At 73.1% G+C, this 22,761-nt stretch carries 21 protein-coding genes; 6 read left to right on the top strand and 15 right to left on the bottom strand.

Features of this window, described 5'->3' with window-relative positions; translation table 11 throughout:
• Positions 1-203 precede the first annotated feature (203 nt).
• On the top strand, positions 204-1,373 hold the full coding sequence (locus OG230_RS10740; protein ID WP_328909940.1) for a steroid 3-ketoacyl-CoA thiolase: 1,170 nt from the start codon (positions 204-206) through the stop codon (positions 1,371-1,373).
• A gap of 66 nt (positions 1,374-1,439) precedes the next feature.
• Here the strand turns inward: OG230_RS10740 and OG230_RS10735 are convergent, their stop codons facing one another.
• The 7 genes from OG230_RS10735 to OG230_RS10705 form a co-directional block, all read right to left on the bottom strand.
• A complete protein-coding gene (locus OG230_RS10735; protein WP_328909939.1) occupies positions 1,440-1,877 on the bottom strand; it encodes a lytic transglycosylase domain-containing protein in 438 nt (145 codons plus the stop codon).
• Between the two features lie 301 nt (positions 1,878-2,178).
• Complete coding sequence (locus OG230_RS10730) at positions 2,179-3,024, bottom strand: ECF transporter S component (protein ID WP_328909938.1); 846 nt, start codon at positions 3,022-3,024, stop codon at positions 2,179-2,181.
• Positions 3,021-4,739: an ABC transporter ATP-binding protein gene (locus tag OG230_RS10725; RefSeq protein WP_328909937.1), complete on the bottom strand. Its 1,719-nt coding sequence runs from the start codon at positions 4,737-4,739 to the stop codon at positions 3,021-3,023. Before OG230_RS10725 ends, OG230_RS10730 begins: the two co-directional genes overlap by 4 nt.
• Positions 4,736-5,881 carry an energy-coupling factor transporter transmembrane protein EcfT gene (locus OG230_RS10720; protein ID WP_328909936.1) on the bottom strand — a complete coding sequence of 382 codons (1,146 nt, stop codon included), beginning with the start codon at positions 5,879-5,881 and terminating at the stop codon, positions 4,736-4,738. The genes OG230_RS10725 and OG230_RS10720 overlap by 4 nt, the downstream gene beginning before the upstream one ends.
• Entirely contained in the window at positions 5,878-6,573 is a 696-nt protein-coding gene (locus OG230_RS10715; RefSeq protein WP_443051531.1) for an SCO2322 family protein, read from the bottom strand. The genes OG230_RS10720 and OG230_RS10715 overlap by 4 nt, the downstream gene beginning before the upstream one ends.
• Positions 6,570-7,826, bottom strand: a complete 1,257-nt coding sequence (locus OG230_RS10710) for a prenyltransferase/squalene oxidase repeat-containing protein (RefSeq protein WP_328909935.1) — start codon at positions 7,824-7,826, stop codon at positions 6,570-6,572. Before OG230_RS10710 ends, OG230_RS10715 begins: the two co-directional genes overlap by 4 nt.
• A 271-nt stretch (positions 7,827-8,097) precedes the next feature.
• The gene (locus OG230_RS10705; RefSeq protein ID WP_328909934.1) at positions 8,098-9,132 is read right to left on the bottom strand and encodes an MBL fold metallo-hydrolase; all 1,035 of its coding nucleotides are present in this window, start codon (positions 9,130-9,132) and stop codon (positions 8,098-8,100) included.
• 159 nt (positions 9,133-9,291) lie between these two features.
• On the opposite strand from OG230_RS10705, the gene OG230_RS10700 reads away from it, so the two are divergent.
• The 3 genes from OG230_RS10700 (at position 9,292) to OG230_RS10690 (ending at position 11,609) form a co-directional block, all read left to right on the top strand.
• On the top strand, positions 9,292-10,752 hold the full coding sequence (locus OG230_RS10700) for an aldehyde dehydrogenase (RefSeq protein WP_328909933.1): 1,461 nt from the start codon (positions 9,292-9,294) through the stop codon (positions 10,750-10,752).
• Positions 10,752-10,985 (top strand): ferredoxin, encoded by a 234-nt coding sequence (locus tag OG230_RS10695; protein ID WP_328909932.1) that lies wholly within the window; start codon positions 10,752-10,754, stop codon positions 10,983-10,985. The genes OG230_RS10700 and OG230_RS10695 overlap by 1 nt, the downstream gene beginning before the upstream one ends.
• Positions 10,986-11,087: 102 nt before the next feature.
• The gene (locus tag OG230_RS10690) at positions 11,088-11,609 is read left to right on the top strand and encodes a hypothetical protein (protein WP_328909931.1); all 522 of its coding nucleotides are present in this window, start codon (positions 11,088-11,090) and stop codon (positions 11,607-11,609) included.
• Here the strand turns inward: OG230_RS10690 and OG230_RS10685 are convergent.
• Entirely contained in the window at positions 11,579-13,069 is a 1,491-nt protein-coding gene (locus OG230_RS10685; protein WP_328909930.1) for an extracellular catalytic domain type 1 short-chain-length polyhydroxyalkanoate depolymerase, read from the bottom strand. The two genes, OG230_RS10690 and OG230_RS10685, sit on opposite strands and share 31 nt — an antisense overlap.
• 273 nt (positions 13,070-13,342) lie before the next feature.
• On the opposite strand from OG230_RS10685, the gene OG230_RS10680 reads away from it, so the two are divergent.
• Together OG230_RS10680 and OG230_RS10675 are read left to right on the top strand one after the other, a co-directional pair.
• Complete coding sequence (locus OG230_RS10680) at positions 13,343-14,161, top strand: 3-hydroxybutyrate dehydrogenase (RefSeq protein ID WP_328909929.1); 819 nt, start codon at positions 13,343-13,345, stop codon at positions 14,159-14,161.
• A 44-nt stretch (positions 14,162-14,205) separates the two neighbouring features.
• Positions 14,206-16,200: a helix-turn-helix domain-containing protein gene (locus OG230_RS10675; RefSeq protein WP_328909928.1), complete on the top strand. Its 1,995-nt coding sequence runs from the start codon at positions 14,206-14,208 to the stop codon at positions 16,198-16,200.
• A 27-nt stretch (positions 16,201-16,227) separates the two neighbouring features.
• Here OG230_RS10675 and OG230_RS10670 read toward each other — a convergent pair whose 3' ends face one another.
• From OG230_RS10670 to OG230_RS10640, 7 genes are all read right to left on the bottom strand, one after another.
• Positions 16,228-17,151: an alpha/beta hydrolase gene (locus OG230_RS10670; RefSeq protein WP_328909927.1), complete on the bottom strand. Its 924-nt coding sequence runs from the start codon at positions 17,149-17,151 to the stop codon at positions 16,228-16,230.
• Positions 17,148-18,296, bottom strand: coding sequence for a branched-chain amino acid ABC transporter permease (locus tag OG230_RS10665; RefSeq protein ID WP_328909926.1), 1,149 nt, complete (start codon positions 18,294-18,296; stop codon positions 17,148-17,150). The genes OG230_RS10670 and OG230_RS10665 overlap by 4 nt, the downstream gene beginning before the upstream one ends.
• The gene (locus OG230_RS10660; protein ID WP_185301184.1) at positions 18,293-19,180 is read right to left on the bottom strand and encodes a branched-chain amino acid ABC transporter permease; all 888 of its coding nucleotides are present in this window, start codon (positions 19,178-19,180) and stop codon (positions 18,293-18,295) included. Before OG230_RS10660 ends, OG230_RS10665 begins: the two co-directional genes overlap by 4 nt.
• Positions 19,180-19,938, bottom strand: coding sequence for an ABC transporter ATP-binding protein (locus tag OG230_RS10655; protein ID WP_328909925.1), 759 nt, complete (start codon positions 19,936-19,938; stop codon positions 19,180-19,182). Before OG230_RS10655 ends, OG230_RS10660 begins: the two co-directional genes overlap by 1 nt.
• Positions 19,935-20,726, bottom strand: a complete 792-nt coding sequence (locus OG230_RS10650; protein WP_328909924.1) for an ABC transporter ATP-binding protein — start codon at positions 20,724-20,726, stop codon at positions 19,935-19,937. The genes OG230_RS10655 and OG230_RS10650 overlap by 4 nt, the downstream gene beginning before the upstream one ends.
• Positions 20,727-20,729: 3 nt before the next feature.
• Complete coding sequence (locus tag OG230_RS10645; RefSeq protein ID WP_328909923.1) at positions 20,730-21,965, bottom strand: substrate-binding domain-containing protein; 1,236 nt, start codon at positions 21,963-21,965, stop codon at positions 20,730-20,732.
• Between the two features lie 136 nt (positions 21,966-22,101).
• Positions 22,102-22,725: a TetR family transcriptional regulator gene (locus OG230_RS10640; protein WP_328909922.1), complete on the bottom strand. Its 624-nt coding sequence runs from the start codon at positions 22,723-22,725 to the stop codon at positions 22,102-22,104.
• Positions 22,726-22,761 lie beyond the last annotated feature (36 nt).

Below are 22,761 nucleotides of genomic sequence, written 5' to 3'. Positions count from 1 at the left end.
AACTCGCAAGAGCCGTGGCCGGATCTGTTGCCCGGGGCGGTCTCTGCGCGTAACGGAGTGCGTGGCGCGTACGCAACGTGCGTGCACGCCCCTTGCGTACCGGGGGTAAGGGTCATAAGACTGCTTGCAGAACTAGAACGCGTACTAGTTCCTTCCGCGGGTGCCGGGACGCCCCAGCGGAAGCGCGAGGAGAGGACGAGCTCATGGCCGCGGAACCCGTCATCGTCGAAGCCGTACGCACCCCCATCGGCAAGCGCGGGGGCGCGCTCGCCAATCTGCATCCCGCCTACCTGCTGGGCGAGACCTACCGCGAACTCCTGGGCCGCACCGGCATTCACGCCGACTGCGTCGAGCAGATCGTCGGCGGTACGGTCACCCACGCCGGCGAACAGTCCATGAACCCGGCGCGCAACGCCTGGCTCGCCGTGGGCCTTCCCTACGAGACCGCCGCCACCACCGTGGACTGTCAGTGCGGCTCCTCGCAACAGGCATCCCACATGGTCGCCAACATGGTCGCGGCCGGCGTCATCGACGTCGGCATCAGCTGCGGCGTCGAGGCGATGTCGCGGGTGCCGCTGGGCAGCGGCTCCAAGCACGGCCCCGGAAAGCCCTGGCCGGACGAGTGGAACGTGGACCTGCCCAACCAGTTCGAGGCCGCCGAGCGCATCGCCCGCAAGCGCGGTCTGACCCGGGAGAACGTCGACTCGCTCGGGCTCATCTCGCAGGAACGGGCGGCCGTGGCCTGGGCCGAGGAGCGCTTCAAACGGGAGACGTACGCGGTCCAGGTGCCCACCACCGAGGAGGAGCAGGCGGCCGGGCAGGGCATGTGGCGGCTCGTCGACCGCGACGAGGGGCTGCGGGACACCACGATGGAAGGGCTCGGCGGGCTCAAGCCCGTCATGCCCACCGCGATCCACACCGCGGGCAACTCCTCGCAGATATCCGACGGGGCCTGCGCCATCATGTGGGCGTCCAAGCGGATGGCGCGCGCCCTCAAGCTCAAGCCGCGCGCCCGGATCGTCGCCCAGGCGCTGGTCGGCTCCGACCCGCACTTCCATCTCGACGGACCGATCGACGCGACGCGGGCGGTGCTCGGCAAGGCGGGCATGTCCCTCAAGGACATCGACCTCGTCGAGATCAACGAGGCTTTCGCGTCCGTGGTGCTGAGCTGGGCGCAGGTGTTCGGCCAGGACCTGGAGAAGGTCAACGTCAACGGCGGGGCGATCGCGCTCGGTCATCCGGTCGGCGCCACCGGGGCCCGGCTCATCACCACGGCCCTGCACGAACTGGAGCGCCGTGACAAGGAGTTCGCGCTCATCACGATGTGCGCGGGCGGTGCGCTGGCGACGGGGACGATCATTCAGCGGCTCTGAGGGGAACGCGCGAAGGCCCCCGGCCGGATCTCCGGTCGGGGGCCTTCGTGTGCACAGGGCGGTGGATCAGTACCAGCCGTTGGACTGCCAGAAGTCCCAGGCGCCGCACGGGCTGCCGTAGCGGTCCTCCATGTAGTCGACGCCCCACTTGATCTGGGTCTTGGCGTTGGTCTGCCAGTCGGAGCCCGCCGAGGCCATCTTCGAGCCCGGCAGGGCCTGGACCAGGCCGTAGGCGCCCGAGGAGGCGTTGGAGGCGTTGACGTCCCAGTCGCTCTCGTGGTCCACGATCTTGTCGAAGCACGCGTACTGGGCGTTGTCGTCGATCATCTTCTTGGCCGTGTCCTGCGCGCTCGAAGCGGACGTCGGGGCGGCGGCAGGGGCTGCCATCGCCGGGGTGACGCCCAGGGCCAGACCGGTGGCGCCCAGCAGCACGCTCGCGCCGACGGCGGCGGTCCTGCGGCGGGCGGTGCGGGGCTGGGTGAGGATGCGACGGGCGAACGACACGAAGAGACCTAACTGCCGGGAACGGGGGAGTCGCGACCGGTCCAGTGGTGCGGGTCCGGTACTCGTCGACCGTGGCCCGTTCGGACGGGGCCTGCGGTGCTCGGCGACGTGATCCATGGTTAGCGAGGCCGTCCGGCCTCCGCAACGACCCCCGGTACGGCCCCGCCTCGCAGGCAGGGACCAAAGTCCCGAACCCGTAGGAACCGCATCCGGGCAGCTCGGAAGGGGTCTGTAAGGGCGAATGCGGAGGTTTTGGTCCTACTAGGCCGGGTCGTGGAGGACCAAGGGCCTGTGGGGCCCTTCACCCCTTCGGGACCTCGAATGTGACCTGGGCCTCGAAGGCGGCACGGCGGGTGGCCCGGCGCAGCGCCTTCAGCAGCGTGGGCCCCACCGCGAGGATCAGGGCCACGGTCAGCACGGCCCGGCCCAGGTCCCAGCCGAGCGAGGTGGCCACGCAGTACGCGAGGAAGCGCACCAGGTTCTCGTGCACCGGGTCGCCCGCGACGAAGGAGATGCCCGAGCCGGCGGGCGGCACGATGGTCCAGCCGTACAGGTTCATCACCGTGCCGTACGCGAACGCCGCCACGGACCCGTACACCGCGAGCATCAGCACTTCCGCGCGGCCCCGCAGCCGCGTCCGCCCCGGCAGCAGCCCCGCGCCCATCGTGAACCAGGCCATCGCGAGCATCTGGAACGGCATCCACGGTCCGACCCCGCCGGTCAGCAGCGCGGACGCGAACATCGTCACCGAGCCGAGCACGAAGCCGAACCCGGGGCCCAGCACCCGGCCGCTCAGCACCATCAGGAAGAACATCGGCTCCAGACCCGCCGTGCCCGCCCCCAGCGGGCGCAGCGCGGCGCCGACCGCCGCGAGCACCCCCAGCATCGCGACCGCCTTCGCGTCCATCCCGGAGTCGGAGATGGTCGCCACCGCCACGGCGACGAGCAGGGGCAGCAGCGCCGCGAACAGCCAGGGCGCGTCCTTCTCGTGGGCGGCACCGAACCCCGGGTCGGCGAGCAGCGGCCAGCTGAAGGCCGCCACACCGATGGCGCTGACGAGGACCAGTGCGGCGATCGCCCGGAGCCCCAGCCGGACCGGGCGGGCCCGGTCGCCGGCCAGGGCGATCCGCTCCGTCGTGGCGGTCATGCGGTGCCCTCCAGTGCTGTGCGTACCTGCGACACGGTGAGCCACCTCTGAGGGGCCAGGATCTTCGCGGTCTGCGGGGCGAACGCGGGAGAGGAGACGACGACCTCCGCGGTCGGGCCGTCCGCCACGATCTCCCCGTCGGCGAGGATCACCACCCGGTGGGCCAGCTCGGCCGCCAGCTCCACGTCGTGCGTCGCCAGGACGATGGCGTGCCCCTGTGCGGCGAGACCGCGCAGGATGCCGACCAGGCGGGCCTTGGCCGCGTAGTCCAGGCCCCGGGTCGGTTCGTCCAGGAGGAGGAGCGGGGGCCGGCCGGTGAGGACGACCGCCAGGGCGAGCGCGAGGCGCTGGCCCTCGGAGAGGTCGCGGGGGTGCGTGGTGTCGTGGATGCCGGGCAGCAGCTCGGCGACCAGGGCGCGGCACGCCCCCGGGGCGGCGCCCGCGTCGGTGTCGGCCGCCGCGCACTCGGCGGCGACGGTGTCCGCGTACAGCAGGTCGCGGGGTTCCTGCGGGACCAGGCCGACCTGGCGGATCAGATCGCGGGGGCGGGTGGAGCGGGGGGTGTGGCCGCCGACCGTCACGGTGCCCGAGGTGGGCTCGATCATGCCGACGAGGGTGGCCAGGAGGGTGGACTTGCCGGCGCCGTTGCGGCCCATGAGGGCGATGGTCTCGCCGGGGGTGACCGTGAACGTGACCCGACGCAGTGCTTCGACGCGTCCGCGGCGTACCCCCAGGGCCTCGACACGCGTGACGGGGCCGGCGGGCGTCTCGGGGGCGGCGGGAGGCCGGTGGCCGAACAGGCGGGTGAGCCTTTCCCCTGCCCGCCCCTTCCCGGACCCGGGGGCTGGGGCGGGGTGGGGGACAGGCCGGTCCCCGGGCACGCCCCGCACCGGCGCCGCGCCTTCCAGCCGCGCCCGCAGGCCCTCCGCGCCGCGCCGCGCGTCGCGTACGGACAGCGGCAGGGGCGACCAGCCCGCGAGCCGGCCCAGGGCCACCACCGGGGGGTGGACCGGGGAGACCGCCATGACGTCCTGCGGGGTGCCGGTCACCGGGGCAACGCCCGGTGACGGCAGCAGGACGACCTGGTCCGCGTACTGCACCACCCGTTCCAGCCGGTGCTCGGCCATCAGGACCGTCGTCCCCAGGTCGTGCACGAGCCGCTGGAGCACGGCCAGGACCTCCTCGGCCGCCGCCGGGTCCAGCGCGGACGTCGGCTCGTCGAGGACCAGCACCTTCGGGTGCGTGGTCAGGACCGAGCCGATCGCCACCCGCTGCTGCTGACCGCCCGACAGCGTGGCGATGGGCCGGTCGCGCAGCTCGGCCAGACCCAGCAGGTCGAGCGTCTCCTCGACCCGCCGCCGCATCACGTCGGGGGCGAGACCGAGCGACTCCATGCCGTACGCCAGTTCGTCCTCGACGGTGTCGGTGACGAAGTGTGCGAGCGGGTCCTGGCCCACCGTGCCGACCAGGTCGGCGAGTTCACGCGGCTTGTGGGTACGGGTGTCGCGGCCGTCGACCGTGACCCGGCCGCTCAGCGTGCCGCCCGTGAAATGCGGAACGAGCCCGGACACGGCACCGAGCAGGGTCGACTTCCCCACCCCCGAAGGTCCGACGAGCAGCACCAACTCGCCCTCGGGAATGGTCAGATCGATGTCCGAGAGGGTGGGCCGGTCCGCTCCCTCGTACCGTACCGAGACCTGTTCGAACCGGATCATGCCTGCTCCTTGAAGCCTGTGGGTGAGGGCGGCAGCGGTGCCACGACCGCGGGCAGCAGCCCGATCAGGACCGCGGCGGCCGGCCAGAGCGGCAGCACCGGAGGGATCAGGGGGACGACGCCGGGATGCAGCGCCTGCGGATCGGCGCTGCCCGCCCAGATCATCGCCGCGGCGACCGCCGCACCCGAGCCCGCCACCAGCCAGGCCCTCGCTCCCCAGCGGTCGGGCCGGTAGCGGGTACGGACCGACCGCCGGCCGCCCAGCCGCAGCCCCGCCGTCGCGGCGGCCAGGCCGATGAGCAGCAGCGGCAGCCCGTACACGGCACCCTGCGAGGCGAGCAGCCCGTACGTGCCGGCGCAGATCCCCAGCAGTCCGCCCAGGGTGAGGACGTTCGTGGTGTGCCGGACGGCGGGCGGCACCTGTGCCGTGCGCCCGTACCCGCGCGCGTCCATCGACGCGGCCACGGCCACCGACCGCTCCAGCGCGCCCTCCAGGACCGGCAGCCCGATCTGGAGCACGGCGCCGATCCCGCCGGTCGGCCGCCCGCGCAGCCGCCGGGCCGTGCGCAGCCGCAGCACGTCGGCGACCATGTTCGGCGCGAAGGTCATCGCCACGACGACGGCGACCCCGGCCTCGTACAGCGCGCCCGGCAGCGACTTCAGCAGCCGTGCCGGGTTGGCGAGGGAGTTCGCCGCGCCGATGCAGATCAGCAGGGTGGCCAGCTTCGCCCCGTCGTACAGGGCGAAGACCACCTGCTCGGCCGTGACCCGGCCGCCGATCCTGACGCCCTGCGCCCAGTCGGGCAGGGGTACTTCGGGCAGCGTGAACAGCGTGTGCGTACCGGGGATCGGCGAGCCGAGCAGGACGGAGAACACCAGCCGTACGCCGATGACGAAGAGCCCGATCCTGAGGAAGGCCCCGTACGAACGGGCCCACGGCGCGTCCGTACGCCGCGCCGCCACCACATAGCCCGCCACGCCCACCAGCAGCCCGAGCACCAGCGGGTTGGTGGTCCGGGAGGCGGCGGTGGCCAGGCCGAGCGCCCACAGCCACCACGCCCCGGCCGGCAGCGCGTTGCTGCGGGTGGCCTCGGGCGCGCGCAGGGCGCGGTGCAGCCGGGCGGCACGGGTGGAGCCGGTCATCGGCGTCGGCGGGCCTGGAGTACGGCGGCGATGCCGAGCAGCAGGACGGCGCCGAGCCCCACGAGCACACCGGCCGAAGGCCCGCTGCCCCCGTCGGCGCCGGTGTCACCGGTCGCCGGGGCGCTCGCCGCCGGGGAGCCGTCACCGGGCTCGGAGGTGTCGTCGGAGACCTGGTCCCCGCAGCCCGAGACCGGGTAGCCGGAGATCGCGCAGAGCATCGCGTCACTGCTGTAACGCAGCGGCGTCGCCACCGACGCCAGCGCCTCCGCGGCGCTTGCGTCCGGTTCCACCTGCGCGCACACGGCACGCAGCGCGGGCGGGGTCTCGCCGTCCGGGGCGTCCGCCGCCGTGCCGGGGTCGATGACGACGCCGACCCGCTTCGTGCCGTCCTTCGCCGGAGTGCCCGCGCAGATCTCCTCGAAGTCCGGGGCGCGGCGCGGCTGCGCGGAGTCCTGGGAGTCCTCGCTCACGGAGAAGCGGAAACCTTCCACCGCTCCGTCGTCGGGCCGGATCAGGGACGGGCCCTGGGTGGCGTACGTCCAGCTCGTGCCGTCGCTCTCCCAGAACGACCAGTAGCGGTACCCGGCCGCCTGCGCGCTTCCCGCGCCGAGCACGGCCAGGAGACCGCCGACGAGCAGCAGCAGGACCGCGGCTCCGGTCCGGCCCCGGGTGATTCCCCCCGCCCGCCTCACAGCTGTTGGCTCTTCCGGCGGTTGCTGAGCAGGAAGCCGATGCCCGCACCGAAGGCGAGGCCGACGCCGACGAGCCACCAGACGCCCATGCCGCCGTCGCCGCTGCTCTTGTCCTTCGAGGGCTGCTGCCCGGTCAGGGTCGGCGAGGGGACGGCGGTGGCGGCCGGCGCGGGGCCCGTCGCGTTGAGCTGCGCGACCAGGTCGACGCCGCCGAAGTCGCGGGCGTCCGTGCCGGTGGCGTGCGCGGCCAGAACGAGCTGCGCGGTGGCCGCGGGGCCGCCCTCGCGGGCCCACGTGCCGGAGTTCTTCTCCAGCCACTTCACGGCTCCGGCGGCCTTGTCCTTGTGGCCGGAGGCGGCGAGCGCGACGACGGCGTCCGCGGTGTTGCCGAAGTCGGGCTGAGGCGTGGTGTCCTCGGCGCCCGGCATGGGCGGCAGGTCCAGGTGGGGCGTCTTCGCGAGCGCACCGGCGAGGTAGTAGGCCCCGTTCTGGGCGGTCTGCTCGGGGCTGAGCGTGGTGCCCTTCTGGCAGACGGGGGCCTTCACCGCGTTGGAGTTGCCCGCGGCCAGCCCCTTACCCATGGCGCCGAGCACACCGGCCGCCGTGGCGTCCGCGTTGGCGGCGAGCTTCCCCTTCTTGTCCGGCTGGTAGGCGAACGCGCCGCCGTCCGCGCCGCCGCACGGGACGGCGAACGTCTGGAGCGCCGCGTACGGCGTCTTCCCGCCGTCCGTGGTGACGTCGCCCAGCTGCTTGCCCGCCCTGGCGAGCGCGCCGATCACGATCGCGGTGGAGTTGGCGTCGCTCGGGCTGCCCGGGTTGTAGCCCCAGCCGCCGTCCTCGTTCTGGACGGACTTCAGCCACCTGACCCCGTCGTCGACGGTCTCCCGGTGCACGTCGAGCTCGACGAGCGCCTGGACCGCGGCGGCGGTGGCGTTGGTGTCCGCCACCGTCTTCGGGTCGCAGTTCTTGGTCGCGTCGCGGTACGAGGGGAACGCGCCGCTCGCGCACTGCTGGCCCACCAGCCAGTCCACCGCCTTCGTGGACGGCGTCACGTACTCGATCTTCTGGGCGAGCAGGGCGAGCGACTGGCGCCAGACACCGTCGTACGTCGGGTCCGAGGTGCCGTACAGGCCGGCCGGCAGTGCGGTGTTCGGGGACGGCGACGGGCTCGGGGCGGCGACCGCGGCGGGAGCGGCGGCGGCGCAGAGCACGGCGGTGGTCGCGAGCGCGGCTGCGCTGCGGCGTACGGACATGGCTGGCTGTGCCTCTCCTGCGGGGACCGGGCGCAGGCGCACTGAGGCACCGGGCTCCGGCCCCGTATACCTCGACGGTGCCGGCCACCGGGGTTCCGGTGGCACGAGCCGGTCACGACCGGGTACAGGGCATTCCGACTTGACCGCCGTAAGGCGGATCACGGTTGCGCGGCCAGTGCCGGACTTCCACCGGCTTTCCCCTGTACGGGCATGATGACGACCCGCTCACTCTACCGGCCCACCCCCCGCCGCTCCCGGGCGGACGGCCCTGTCAGACCGCGACGTACGTCACTGGATCGCTGTTCACCGCCTCCGCGCGCCCGAGCTTCACCAGGCGCCGGAGATGGGCCTCGGCCTCGGAGATCGCGATGGACCGGGAGCCGTGGGGGATCTGTTCCCAGGGCCGGTTCCACACCATCCGCTCGGCCAGCTGCCACGGGGTGAGCGGTTCGGCGAGCAGGGCGAGGAGGCCCGTCAGCCGTTCCTCGTGGTGGTCCAGGAGCTCCCTCACGCGCCCGGCCGCGTCGGTGAACGCGTGCTGGTGCGCCGGGAGCACTTCGGCGACGCCGAGGCGGCCGATGCGTTCCAGTGAGTCGAGGTAGTCGCCGAGGGGGTCCGTGACCGTCGTGTCGTCCGGGTCCTCGTACAGCCCGATGTGCGGACTGATCCCGGGCAGCAGGTGGTCGCCTGAGAAGAGCCGGCCCCGGCCGGGCAGCCCCGCCGGGTGGTCCTCCTCCAGGTGGAGGCAGACGTGCCCCGGGGTGTGGCCCGGTGTCCAGATGGCGCGCAGCCGGCGGCCCGCCAGGTCCAGCAGCTCGCCCGGCACGATCTCGCGGTCCGGGATTGCGGCGCGCAGCCCGGGCAGGGTGCGCATCCGGCCGCTCGTGCGGGCGGCCAGGAGCGGGGCGAGGTGTTCCTCGGGGGCGCCGGCCGCGGCGAGCTTCACCGAGAGGTAGGTCAGCCAGGTCGCCGGTTCGGACGCGCGGGTGCGGCGCACGACCTCGGTGTCCGCCGCGTGCATCGCGATCCAGGCACCGGAGACCTCCCGGACCTGGCCGGAGAGTCCGTGGTGGTCGGGATGGTGGTGCGTGATGACCATGCCGTGGATGTCGGTGACGGCCACGCCGAGCGAGCCGAGGCCCTCCGTCAGGGTGTCCCATGCCTCCGGGTCGTCCCAGCCCGTGTCGATGAGGACCGGCCCGCGGTCGGTGTCGACGAGGTGGACGAGGGTGTGACCGAGGGGGTTGTCCGGGATCGGGACCTTGATGCTGTGGATGCCTCCGCCGTGGTCGGTCACCTGGGTCATGGGTTCCTCGTCTCTGACAAGAACTCGTTCCAGTAGTAGCCCCAGTCAATCACTCTTGTCGCCGTGGATCGACGCCGATGCGTGGACTCCTGCAAGAGGAACTGGTATCAGTTCTGACACATAGTCAGGTACGTGCCGGTCCCGCGGGAGGCAGCAGCCATGACCGAGCTTGTGGAACACGGAAAACTGTTCATCGGCGGGGAGTTGACCGATCCGCTCGGCGACGGCGTCATCGAGGTGATCTCCCCGCACACCGAACAGGTCATCGGCCGCGTCCCGCACGCCTGCGAGGCCGACGTCGACCGGGCCGTCGCCGCGGCCCGCCGCGCCTTCGACGAGGGGCCCTGGCCGCGCGCCACCCTGGACGAGCGGATCGCGGTGATCACCCGGATCAAGGACGCCTTCGCCGCGCGGTACGAGGAGATCGCCCGCGTCATCAGCTCGGAGAACGGCACCCCGTACACCTCGGGCGTCATGGTGCAGGCGCTCGCCGCGATGATGGTGTGGGACTCGGCGATCACGGTCGCCCGCTCCTTCCCGTACGAGGAACGCCGCGACGGAGTCCTCGGGCCCCTGCTCGTACGCCGTGAACCGGTCGGCGTGGTCGCGGCCGTGGTGCCGTGGAACGTCCCGCAGTTCACCGCGGCGGCCAAGCTGGCCCCCGCGCTCCTCGCGGGCTGCACCGCGGTCCTCAAGGTCTCGCCCGAAACACCGCTCGACGCCTACATCCTGGCCGAGATCGCCGCCGAGGCCGGGCTCCCCGAAGGAGTCCTCTCGATCCTGCCCGCCGACCGGGAGGTCAGCGAGTACCTGGTCGGACACCCGGGCGTCGACAAGGTGTCGTTCACCGGGTCCGTCGCCGCGGGCCGCCGGGTCATGGAGGTCGCCTCCCGCAACCTCACCCGCGTCACCCTGGAACTGGGCGGCAAGTCGGCCGCGATCATCCTCCCCGACGCCGACCTGGACACCGCGGTCGCGGGCATCGTCCCCTTCGCCTGGATGATCAACGGCCAGGCGTGCGTGGCCCAGACCCGCATCCTCGCCCCCCGCTCCCGCTACGAGGAGATCGCCGAGGCGTTCGCCGCGGCGGCGGGCGCGCTCAAGGTCGGCGACCCGCTCGACCCCGCGACCGAACTCGGCCCGCTGGTCGCCCGCCGCCAGCAGCAGCGCTCCCTGGACTACATCCGGATCGGCCAGGAGGAAGGCGCCAAGATCCTTACCGGCGGCGGCCGTCCGGCCTCGCAGGAGCGCGGCTGGTACGTCGAGCCGACCCTCTTCGGGGACGTCGACAACTCGATGCGCATCGCCCGCGAGGAGATCTTCGGCCCGGTCATCTGCCTGCTCCCGTACGGGGACGAGGACGAGGCCGTGAAGATCGCCGACGATTCCGAGTACGGGCTCAGCGGCAGCGTCTGGACCGCCGACACCGAGCGCGGCATCGACATCGCCCGCCGGGTCAGGACGGGTACGTACAGCGTGAACACCTTCAGTCTCGACATGCTCGGCCCCTTCGGCGGCTACAAGAACTCCGGTCTGGGACGGGAGTTCGGGCCCGAGGGCTACGGCGAGTTCTTCGAGCACAAGATGATCCATCTGCCCGCCGGCTACCAGGGGGCGTGATGGGCGACCGCTGGCAGGTGGAGGTCGACCGGAGCGTCTGCATCGGCTCGGGCATGTGTCTGAACCACGCCCCGGACGGCTTCCGGCTGGACACGGCCAGGCAGTCGCACCCCGTCGATCCGGAGAGCGACGCCAACGAGCGGATCCTCGCCGCGGCCGAGGGATGCCCCGTCGAGGCCATCACCCTCACGCTGATCTCCTCCGGCGAGGTGGTGTTCCCGCCGGAGGAGTGAGAAAGAAAGGGCTTCCCGGCAGCTCAGAGCCCGTGCGAGACTCCGGCGGAGATCGCACGGGCGCCCGCCCGTGAGGACGACGACCGGGCGGGGAAGCCACCAGTGGGTACGAGAAGAGCGACGGCCGCCGCCGTAGCGGTGACCGGCATACTGACCGCCGTCGCGGGCTGCGGCCTCGGCGACGGCGGCGCGACGGACAGCGCGGCGAAGGCGTCGCCGCCGGCCGCCGCGCCCTTCACCAAGGAGACGGTGGCCAACGAAGTGGGCGCCGCCGCCGACGACTCGGGACTTCCGCCGGGCGACGACTCCATGGCGGGTCTGCCCGAGGGGGAGTGGCGCACCTGCATGGCCCCGTGGATGGCGGACGCCCCCGAGGCCGAGGCCGCCGACGCGTTCGCCGCCACGGTCAAGAGGCTGCGGACCCTGGGCTGGAAGGTCACCACGAGCCGGGACGAGCAGGACGTCACCCTCCGGACCCTGACCAAGCAGGGCTGGAGGGTGTACGCCCGGCACTACACGATGGAGGGCTTCGGCGCCGAGCAGCCGGTCTCCTTCACCGCGGTGAAGGACGGCTGCGAGCTGCCGGATGAGGTTCAGGGGGACTTCTCCGACAACCCGGCCTGACAGCCGGAGTCGGCGAGCACGAAGTACCCCGCCGGCGACTCCTTCAGCGTGTGGGTGACGAACGTGTTGTACAGCCCCATGTTCTGGCCGGAGCCGTTCGCGTACACGTAGCCGCCCGAGGTGTGCGCCCGGCCCGCCGTCACGTGCGCGTAGTTGCTCGCGGTGAAGCACTGCGCGGGGACACCGCCCGTCGTGGTGGCGGTCACCGCCGCGCCGGCGGTGCCGACGGCGCCCGAGGAGTCGACCGCCGCCACGGTGTAGCCGTAGGACACCCCTGCCGTCAGGCCGGTGTCGGTGAAGGACGTCCCGGCGGGCGACGCGACCTTGACGCCGTCGCGGCGGACCTCGTATGAGGCGGCTCCCGCGACCGGACTCCAGGACAGCGAGACGGAGGCGGCGGTGACACCGGTGACCGTCAGGCCCGACGGGGCGGGGAGGCCGTCGCCGCCGCCCGGTGCGCCCTGGTCCAGCCCCCAGAAGACGCCGGTGTAGTACGCCGAGCAGATCGTGTCGAGGAAGTACGCGGCCGTCGCGCCGCACTGCCCGGTGGCCGTACCAGGATCCACGGGCAGGCCGTGGCCCATGCCGGAGACCGAGTACGTCTCGACGGCGGGCTTCCCCGACGCGTCGTGGTAGACGGTGCGGGTGGTGTTCCCGGGCAGCGCGGTGGTGCCGTCCGGGGTCTGGCCGATGCCCCACACGTCGGTCCACTGGTCGCGCAGGGCGGTGGCGTTGGCCGGGTAGACCGTGTAGTCCGATGTGCCCTGCCAGATCGCCACCCGGGGCCACGGACCGGTGTAACCCGGGTACGAGGAACGGACCTTGTCGCCCCACTGGGCCGGGGTGAGCTGCTGCGGACCCGTCTGGCAGCCGGATGCGGCGGCCTGGCTGGTGGCGCACTGCGCGGGCAGCCCCGAGGCCACCGATCCGCCCGCGAACACGTCCGGGTAGGCGGCGAGCAGATTCGCGGTCATGCCGCCGCCCGCGGAGAGCCCCGTGACGTACACCCGGCGGCCGTCGGAACCGTACGTCCGCTTCGCGTACTCGACCATCTGCACGACGGACGCGGCCTCGCCCCGGCCGCGGGTGTCCTCCGCCGGATCGAACCAACTGAAGCAGGAGAGCGAGTTGTTCGCGGACGTGGTCTGCGGGAGGACGACGTCGAAGCCCCAGGTGTCGGCGAGCTTCGGCCAGCCCGAGTTGGCGTAGTAGGCGTTCGCGCTCTGGGTGCAGCCGTGCAGGGCGATCACCAGGGGCGCACCCGCCGGAACGTGCGCCGGGGTGTACGCGAACATCTGGAGGTTTCCGGGGTTGGTGCCGAAGCCGGTGACCTGTTGGAGCGTGTCGGCGGCGGCGGCCGGCCGGGCGGCCGTGGCGGTGGCCGGCGTCGCCGGCAGGACGCCGAGGACGGCTGCGGACACGACGCACCGGAACAGGCGTCGAAGGATCGATGGGCGCACGGTGGGGCCTCCCTGATCGGACGTGCGGACTGCTGCCGGAACCTAGGCGCGGAGCCCGGGACCGCCCATGTGGCCGACGGCCACCGGCATCGGCAGGGTGTGTGCGGCACGGCCCTTGCGCAGGTCAGGGCCGTGCGCCGGGATGCCGCCGCCCCGTAGCAGCCCCCGCCCGGGCGCCGTCCCGCACCATGTACGCCGCCACCATGTGCGGGTACGAGGGTGTGTGCACCGACCCCGTGTGATGCGGGCGGCGACCTCCTTACCGTGACGGCCATGCAGACTTCCCGGACACCGGACCACGCGCCCGCCCCTTCCCCCGCCGACGGCGTGCCGCCCCCGTCAGCCGACCGGTTCCTGGCCGGGCGCACCGCTCTGGTGACCGGCGGGGCCAGCGGCATCGGCCTCGCCTGCGCACGGACGCTCGCCGCGGCCGGCGCCCACGTGCACGTCGTGGACAAGGCGGGCGACGCCGCCAAGAGCCTGGCCGAGGAGCTCGGCGCGACCGCCTGGGTGGTCGACCTCTCGGACCCCGAGGCGGTGGACACCCTGCCCGCCGACGCGGACATCGTGGTCAACAACGCGGGGCTCCAGCACATCGCCCCCGTGCACGCGTTCCCGCCCGAGCGCTTCGCGCTGATCCAGCGGGTCATGGTCGAGGCCCCGTTCCGCATCTTGCGCCGGACCCTGCCCGGCATGTACGAACGCGGCTGGGGGCGCGTCGTCAACATCTCCTCCGTCCACGGACTGCGCGCCAGTCCCTACAAGGCGGCCTATGTCACGGCCAAGCACGCACTGGAAGGACTCAGCAAGGTGGTCGCGCTCGAAGCGGCGGAACACGGGGTGACGAGCAACTGCGTCAGCCCCGGGTACGTACGCACCCCCCTGGTCGAGAACCAGATCGCGGCCCAGGCCCGTACCCACGGCATCTCGGAGGAGGAGGTGGTGGGACAGGTCATGCTGGAGCGCAGCGCCGTCAAGAGCCTCATCGAACCCGACGACGTGGCGGAGGCCGTCCTGTGGCTGTGCGGTCCGCGCACCGGACACATCACCGGCACCTCGCTCTCCATGGACGGCGGCTGGACCGCCAACTGACCCGCCGACCCGATCCGCGCACTCCCGACGAACGATGGCCGCCCATGTCTGAACCGTCCCCCTCCGCCGCGCCCCACCTGCGACGCCTGCTCGGGCTGCTGGCCGACGACGCCCCCGCCGAGGTCCTCGGCGCCGTCTCCTCCGCGGCGAGAGCCGCCGGAGTGCCCGCCGCCGACCTGGCCGAGGTGGAAGGGGCGGTCGCCACGGCCCTGCGGATCAGGGGCGCCCTGCGTCAGCACCGCCGCCGCGAACTCCAGCTCACCGCCCTCTTCGACACGGCGGGCGACCTGGCCGCCTCCCGTGACCTGGACGAGGTGCTGAAGGCCATCGTGCGGCGGGCCAGGATGCTGCTCGGCACCGACACCGCCTACCTCACCCTCCCCGACGAGGAGGCCGGGGACACCTACATGCGGGTGACCGACGGCTCGGTGTCCGTGCTCTTCCAGCGGCTGCGGCTGGAGCTCGGCGAGGGACTCGGCGGCCTCGTGGCGCAGACCGCCAGCCCGTACGCGACACCCGACTACCGCACCGACGAACGCTTCCGCCACACCGAGAACATCAACGCCGGTGTGCTGGCCGAGGGGCTCGTCGCCATCCTCGGCGTCCCCCTGCTCCTCGGCTCCAGCCGCGGCGGTACGGGGAAGGTCATCGGCGTCCTCTTCGCCGCCGACCGCTCCCCGCGCGTCTTCAGCCCGGACGAGGTCGCCCTGCTCTGCTCCCTCGCCGCGCACGCCGCCATCGCCATCGACACGGCCCGCGCCCTCGCCGACACCGGGGCGGCCCTCGCCGAACTCGCCCAGGCCAACGCCGAACTGGCCGAGGCCAACGCCGCCGTACGCGAGCACTCCGCCGCCATGCGGCGGGCCGAGGAGGCCCACGACCGGCTCACCGACCTGGTGCTGCGCGGCGGTGACGTCACGGATGTCGCCACGGCCGTCGCCGGACTCCTGGACAGCCCGCTGACCATCCACGACCCGGGCGGACGCCCCCTGGCGGCCGTGCGGCCGGACGGGACGGCAGGGGCCGCCGACAGCGCGGACGCGGGATGGCTGGCCGAGACCGCCGAGGAGTCCCGGGCCGGAGGCCGCGCGGTGCACCGCGACGGGCGGTGGATCTGCGCCGTCCTCGCCGGACAGGAGCTGCTGGCCAGCCTGGTGCTGCACCAGCGCCGGCGCCTCGACGACTCCGACCGGCGGCTGTTCGAACGCGCCGCCGTGGTCACCGGGCTGCTTCTGCTGCTGCGGAGGACGGTGGCCGAGACGGAGAACCGGATCCGCGGGGAACTGATCAGCGACCTGCTGAGCGACGCGGAACGGGACCCGGCCGGTCTGGCCGAGCGCGGCCGGCGGCTGGGCATCGACCTGGACCGGCCGAGGCTGCTGCTGGTCGCCGAATCGGACGCCCGGGACAGACTCGGTGCCGCCGCCCTGCGCTATCTGTTCGGCGGGGACATCCACGGGGTCAGCGCCGAACACGCGGGAACGGTCGTGCTGCTGGTCGACTGCGCCGACGAGGCCGCGGGTGCCGGCTCCGGGCGCTCGCCCGGAGAGGTGGCCAGGGCCGCAGCGGCCCAGCTCGGCCACCTCGTCCAGGCCCCCGTCACCGTCGCCGTGGCCGGCCCGGCCGGCGGACCGCGGGAACTGGCCGCCGCGTACGCGGAAGCCGCCCGCTGCCTCCGGGCGATGCGGGTACTCGGCCGCACGGGCGAAGGCGCCTGCGTGGACGAACTCGGCTTCCTCGGCGTGGTGCTGGGCAACGCGCAGGACGTCGACGGCTTCGTCTCGGCGACCTTGGGGCCGCTGCTGCGGTACGACGAGCGGCGCGGCACCCATCTGGTGCGCACGCTCGGCGCGTACTTCGGAGCGGGCGGCAGCCTGATCCGGGCCAAGGACGAACTGCACGTCCACGTCAACACGGTGGTGCAGCGGCTCGACCGGATCCAGGTGCTGCTGGGGCGCGACTGGAACGAGCCGGGGCGGGCGCTGGAGCTGCAACTCGCCCTGCGGCTGCACCTGTTGTCGGGAGGGCGGGAAGGCTGATCCGGGGCGGCCGGGTGCCGCCCCGGATCAGTCGTCCGCCGGGTCCGGTTCCGTGGCGTGCAGCAGGTGGCGGGCGACCTCCTTCGCTCCCTTTTCGCCCGTCAGCACCGTGTAGTGGTTGACATCGGCTATCCGTACGGTCCGTACCGCTGTTCCCGCGAGGCCGGCCGCTGCCAGGCGGGTCTCGTCGTACAGTCCCTGGGCCTCGTCCATCAGGCCCCGCTGGGCCCACAGCAGCGTCGCGGGGGACGGCAGGTTCCGTACCGCCGACAGCACCTCGTCGGCGAAGAGACCGGCCCCGTCGGCGCGTACGGCCTCGATCAGGCAGGTGGAGCGCAACTCCGGTTCCTCGCCGGTCAGATCGCGCTGGATGTACGCGTCCACCTCCGCCGACCACGCCCCGGCGAACGCGGGATGGGCCTGCCAGAAGGACCGGTAGGCGGCGCGGTCGGGGAAGGTCATCGAGAGCCGCTCCATCGCCGGTCCGATGACGGCCGTCAGGAGCGCGTCCGGGGACAGATGGGTGGGCGCGGGGAAGCCGGCCCCGCCGTCGACGAGCAACAGCGGGCCGAACCGCTCCGGATGCCGCACGGCGGCCAGCGCCGCCACGAACGCGCCCATCGAATGACCGGCCAGCACCACCCGGCCGAGCCCCAGCGCCTCGGTCAGGGCCGCCGCGTCGTCCGCGTGCGCGGCGATCCCGTACGGGCCGGGCAGCCCGGAACTGGCCGCCCGGCCCCGCAGATCCGGGGCGATCAGAATGACCCGGCCCGCCAGCGCCCGGGCCACCGGGCCCCAGGACAGGGCGTTGGCCGTGATGCCGTGCAGGGCCACGACCACCGGCGCGCCCGCCTCGCGGGCCGGCCAGCGCAGGGCCGCCAGCTCGCCCCCGGTCACCGGGACGCGCAGTTCTTCGTACGGGACCGGGGCGGGGACCGTGTCGGGTGTCATGGGTTCCGGTTCTCCTTCGGGGCGGGGGAGGACGGGGCGGCGCCGGATGCGCGGCGGCCCGCGCCCAGGCGGGCCGGCAGCCGTGCGAGGCCGCCGGGCAGCAGATGCACCACGGCCACGAACAGCACGCCGAGCAGGAACAGCGGCTGGGACAGCGGGACCCGCAGCACCGCCGGCAGATCGGCGACCGCTCCCGATCCGGCGAGGTCGCCGAGCCGGTGATCGGCCCAGGTGTACAGGATGCCGCCGACCATCGGCCCCCAGCGGGTGCCGGAGCCGCCCAGCACCACCATCACCAGCAGCGACAGCGTGAAGTCCGACGTCGTCGTCTGCGGAGTGGAACCGCCGGTGAGCAGGAGGTGGACGAGCCCGCCGACCGCTGCCAGCGCCCCGGCCAGCACGAAGGCCGTCAGCTTGAACCCGTACGGCTTCAGGCCCAGGACCTCCACCCGGCGCTCGTTCTCCTTGATGCCCTCCCAGACCCGTCCCGTGGGGGAGCGGACCGCCCAGTGGACGACCCCGAGCGTCAGGACGAGGTAGGCCAGCGCGATCCAGTAGAGATTCGCGGTGTTGTCGATGCCGACGAGCCCGGACGGCAGCAGCCCGGCGGGCGCGGCCCGGCCCTCCTCGCCGCCGGTGAGACCACCGGGGTTGCGGGAGACGAGGATCGAGCCCGCCTGTGCGAAGGCCAGCGTCACCATGGAGAAGCCGATGCCGGTGACCCGCAGGCTCACCGAACCCAGCACCAGCGCCAGGGCGATCCCGAAGCAGAGGCCGAGCACGGCCGAGAGGGCGAACGGCAGCCCCGCCTCCAGCAGGAACATGTTGGTGGCGTAGCTGCCCGCCGCGAAGTACAGCGCATGCCCGAAGGACAGCAGTCCGGTACGGCCGAGCAGCAGGTCGTATCCGGTGGCCAGGGCTCCGAACAGCAGGCAGGTGGCGAGGAGCTGGAGGGAGCCGGGGCTGCCCACCGGGCCGTCCAGGAGCCCCGGCAGCGGCAGTGCGCTGAACGGTGCGACGACCAGGGCGAGGAGCGCCCCGGCGGGCCACCAGCGCAGCACCCCGGCCGGTCTCCCGGCCGGCCGCGGCGGTCCCGCGGCCGGTGTTCCGTCGATGCGGTCGTGTGTCTCGGTGGCGGTACTCACGCGAGCCTCCCGGTCAGTCCGCGCGGCCGGACGAGCAGCAGCGCGCCGAGCAGGACGACGACGGCCAGATCGCCGAGGCCCGCTGCGGTGTAGTAGTTGGCGAACTGCTGGACCAGGCCGATGACGACGGCCGCCACGGCGGCCCCGGTCACCGAGCCCATGCCGCCGGTGACCACCACCACGAAGGCGAAGATCAGCAGCGAGGTGCCCTGCCGGGGGTCGACCGAGCCGAAGTACAGCCCGCCCAGGGCCCCGCCGAGCGCGGCGACGCAGCCGCCGATCGCGAAGACGAGCGTGAACGCCCTGCGGACGTCGATGCCCAGAGCGGTGACCATCGCCCGGTCCTCGACCCCCGCCCGTACGACCAGGCCGTGCCGCGTCCGCCCGAGGAACAGCCGCAGCGCCACGAGGACCACGACCGCCGCGGCGATCAGGACGAGCCGGTTGACCGGGACGTGCGCGCCCAGCAGCCCGAAGGTTCCCGACAGGGCCTCCGGTCCCGGGAACGTCAGGGCGTCCGGGCCCCAGATCCCCGAGAGGAGCGCGGGGACGGCGAGCCCCACCCCGACCGTGGCGAGCACCTGTTCGCGCGGCCGGGTGTAGAGCGGGCGGACGACGGCGAGTTCGAGCAGGACGGCGGCCACGGTGCCCACCGCCGTACCGAAGAGCACGGCGAGGGCGAAGCCCGCACCGCCGGGGCCCGCACCGGGCAGATTCCCGGACGCCGCCCACCAGGTGCCGTACGCGCCGATGGAGAGAAGGGCGCCGTGCGCGAAGTTGAGCACGTCCATCAGGCCGAAGATCAGCGAGAGGCCCGACGCGATCAGGAAGTAGAGCGCCCCCAGACCGAGGCCGGTCATGGTGAGCAGAACGATGGTGGACATCAGGAATCCGCCTCCGCGGTCGGGGAAGAGGCATGGGCGGCCGGGCCGTGCCCCACGCCGAGCAGCCTGCGGGCCGCCTCCGCGTCGCCCAGCAGCGCGTCCGCCGGCCCCTGGTGCGCGGTGCGCCCGTCGGCGAGGACGACACAACTCCCGGCCAGCCGCCGTACGACGGCGAGGTTCTGCTCCACGAGCAGTACCGGCACCGCCTCGGCCGCCCGCTCCAGCACCTGGGCGACCTCGGTGACGACCCGGGGCGCGAGGCCCTTGGTGGGCTCGTCGGCGATGACGAGCCGGTTGTCGTTGAGCAGCGTGCGTCCGATGGCCACCATCTGCTGCTGCCCGCCGGACAGGGTGCCGGCCAACTGCCGTGCCCTCTGCTTCAGTTCGGGAAAGAGTTCGTGCACGAGCGGGTACGCGGGCTCGCTGGCCCCGCGCCGCTCGGCGAGCCGCAGGTTCTCCGCGACGGTGAGCCCGGCGAAGATCCCGCGGTCCTCCGGGGCGTAACCGATGCCCCGCCCGACCACGGTGTGGGTGGGCAGCGCCACGGTCTCCTCGCCGTCCAGCAGCACACTGCCGGCGCGCGGAACGAGGCCGAGGATGCCGCGTACGGTCGTGGTCTTCCCCGCGCCGTTGCGACCCAGGAGCGCGGTCACCCCGTGGCGGGCGACGTCCAGGTCCACGCCGTGCAGGATGTGCCGTCCGCCGATCAGGACACGCAGGTCCCGTACGGCGAGCAGGACGTCCGGGTCCGCTGTCACAGCCCCTCCCCGAGGTAGGCCCGCTGGACCGCCGGATCGGCGGTCACGGCCTGCGGGGTGTCCAGCGCCAGCAACTGTCCGTGGTGCATCACGGCGAGCCGGTCGGCGAGGCCCAGCAGGACGTCCATGTGGTGCTCGACCATGAGGACGGTGCGGCCCTCGTCGCGGTGCAGGGTGCGGATCAGCTCGGTGAGAGCGGGCACCTCCTCGGCACTGACCCCGGCCATCGGCTCGTCGAGGAGCATCAGCCGCGGCTCTCCGACCAGCAGGACGGCCAGTTCGAGCTTGCGCTTCTCCCCGTGGGACAGCTCGGCGGCCGGCACCCCGGCCCGGTGCCCAAGACCGGTGCGCTCCAGTACGCCGTGGACCTCGGCGGTGTACGGGGAGGCCCGCCGCCACAGCCGGTACGAGCCGCCCTTCGCCGCCTGTGCGGCCAGCCGCACATGGTCGGCGACGCTCATCCCCGGCCAGAGGCTGGACGTCTGGAAGGTCCGGCCGATCCCACGCCGTGCGCGGACGTGCGCGGGCTGCGCGGTCATGTCCGCACCGTCCAGCGCCAGGGTGCCGGCCGTCGGGGTGGTCAACCCGCTGATCAGGTTGAACAGGGAGGTCTTGCCGGCCCCGTTGGGGCCGATGAAGGCGAGGAACTCGCCCTCGTGGACGCTCAGGCCGATGTCCTCGACGATGGTCGCCCCGCCGACGCTCCAGCCGAGCCCGTCGAGACTCAGCACCGGAACGGAGGCGTGCCCGTCGCGTCCGGGGGCCTTCGCGATGTCCGGAGCCCTCATCGCTCAGCCCGCCGAGGGCTTGACGGGCGGGGCCACCGCGTCCATCGGCTCGGTGCTCACCAGCTCCGGGGTGGCGCCCGCGCCCTTCCCCTTCAGACGGGCCACGAACATCGGCTGCACCAGGGCGTGGTCCTCGGCGCGGACCTGCGTCCTGCCCTTCACCCCGTCGAAGGTCCAGCCCTCCAGGGCCTTCGCCATGGCCGCGGTGTCGGTGGCGCTGCCCTTCTCCACGGCACGGACGATCATCTGGGCGGCCGTGAAGCCGTCCGGGGTGAACAGGTCGGGGGTGCCGCCCGCCTTCTCGACCGAATCCAGCATGGCCTGCTCCACCGCGTTGCCGCCGCCCGCGCCGGGGAAGTAGTGCGCCAGGAACGAGACCTTGGAGCCGGCCGCTCCGAACACCGGGTACGAAGCCGTCCCGGCCAGTCCCGTGACCACCTTCCCCGCGTCCAGCACGCCCTGCTGGTCCAGTGCCGTCCACAGGGCGGGGGCGGTGGAACCGGCCCAGGCGACGAAGACCAGATCGGTTCCGGCCGCCTTCACCTGCCGGGCGAACGGGGTCAGGTCCGTCGCCCCGGGAGGCGCGAGCACCGAGCCGACGTCGGCGCCCCGGGAGCCGAGGACCGCCTTCACGGCGGCGACGTTGGCCTGGCCGAAGGTGGAGTCCTGGGCCAGCACCGTGACCTTCTTGCCCCGGGCGTCGCCGAGCATCGTGCCCGCGGTGAGGATGTCCTGGTAGGACTGCCGCCCCGACCGGAAGGTGTACGCGTTGACCCCGGTCACCGCGTCGGTGGCCGCCGGGCCGCTGACGTACAGCACCTTGTTCTGGGCGGCGAGCGGGGCCATCTGGAGGGCGACGCCGGAGTCGGTGGTGCCGGCCAGCACCGTGTATCCCTTGCCGATCAGGTTCTTCGCCGCGGAGACCGCCTTGCCGGGGTCGCCCGCGTCGTCCTGCTCGGTCACCTCGATGCGGTGGCCCGCGACCTTGCCGGTGCCCTTGGTGGCGTGGTCGAGCCCCGCCATGAACCCGTCGCGGTACTGCTTGCCGTAGGCGGCGAGCAGCCCGGTCCTGGAGTAGACCAGGCCCACCTTGACGGTCTCGTCCTTGCCGCCGGCGGAGTCGGAGCCGCCCGCCTGCCCGGCGGCCGTGCAGCCGGCCAGGAGCAGTGCGGCGGTGCCGAGGGCGGCTGCGGTCAGGGATCTGTGCTGGACGGTGCCTACGGCTCTGCGACGGCGCATGGTGACCGGCTCCTCGGCGTGGTTCGGATGATGTCGGCCGAACCGTACGAACACCGTGGCGCCGTCGATATGGTGCAGGAACCCTCACCTGGACGGGTCCCCATGTGGGTACCCGCCATGGGCGGGGGCCCGGGTCTCAGGGTCCGTCGGGCGGACCGGCCTCCGGGCTCGTCAGGTCGATCAGCCTGCACACCGTCTCGATGTCGATCTTCACCTGTGCGATCGAGGCCCGCCCCGACAGCCAGGTGATCAGCGCGGAGTGCCAGGTGTGCTCGATGACGCGGACGGCCGAAAGCTGCTGGGGCGTCGGGTGCTCCAGCCCCATCGAGTCCAGGATGATCTTCGTCGTGAGCCGCGAGACGGTGTCCACCTCGGGGCTCACGCTGCGGTCGGCGAAGGTCAGCGCGCGCACCATGGCATCGGCCAGATGAGGCTCCCGCTGGAGCGCCCGGAAGGCCCGCATCAGCGTCTCGGCGACCCGCTCGGCGGCGCTCTCCCCGGTCGGGGGGCGCTTGCGCAGCGTGGTGTGCATGTGCTGGAGCTGGTCCTGCATGGTGGCGACCAGCAGATGGATCTTGGAGGGGAAATAGCGGTAGAGCGTGCCCAGGGCGACCCCGGCGGCCTCCGCGACCTCACGCATCTGCACGGCCTCGAAACCGCCCTTGCTGGCGAGCTGGGCGCTGGCGTGCAGGATGCGACGGCGGCGGGCCTCCTGGCGTTCCGTCAGAGGAGGCGGTGCGGGTCTGGCGTCCGCTGTCATGTATCCCCATCCATGGCTTCTGTCCGCAACCGGTAC

Source organism: Streptomyces sp. NBC_00234, from assembly GCF_036195325.1.
Classification (GTDB): Bacteria; Actinomycetota; Actinomycetes; order Streptomycetales; family Streptomycetaceae; genus Streptomyces.
This window is presented reverse-complemented; position numbering and strand designations above follow the sequence as displayed.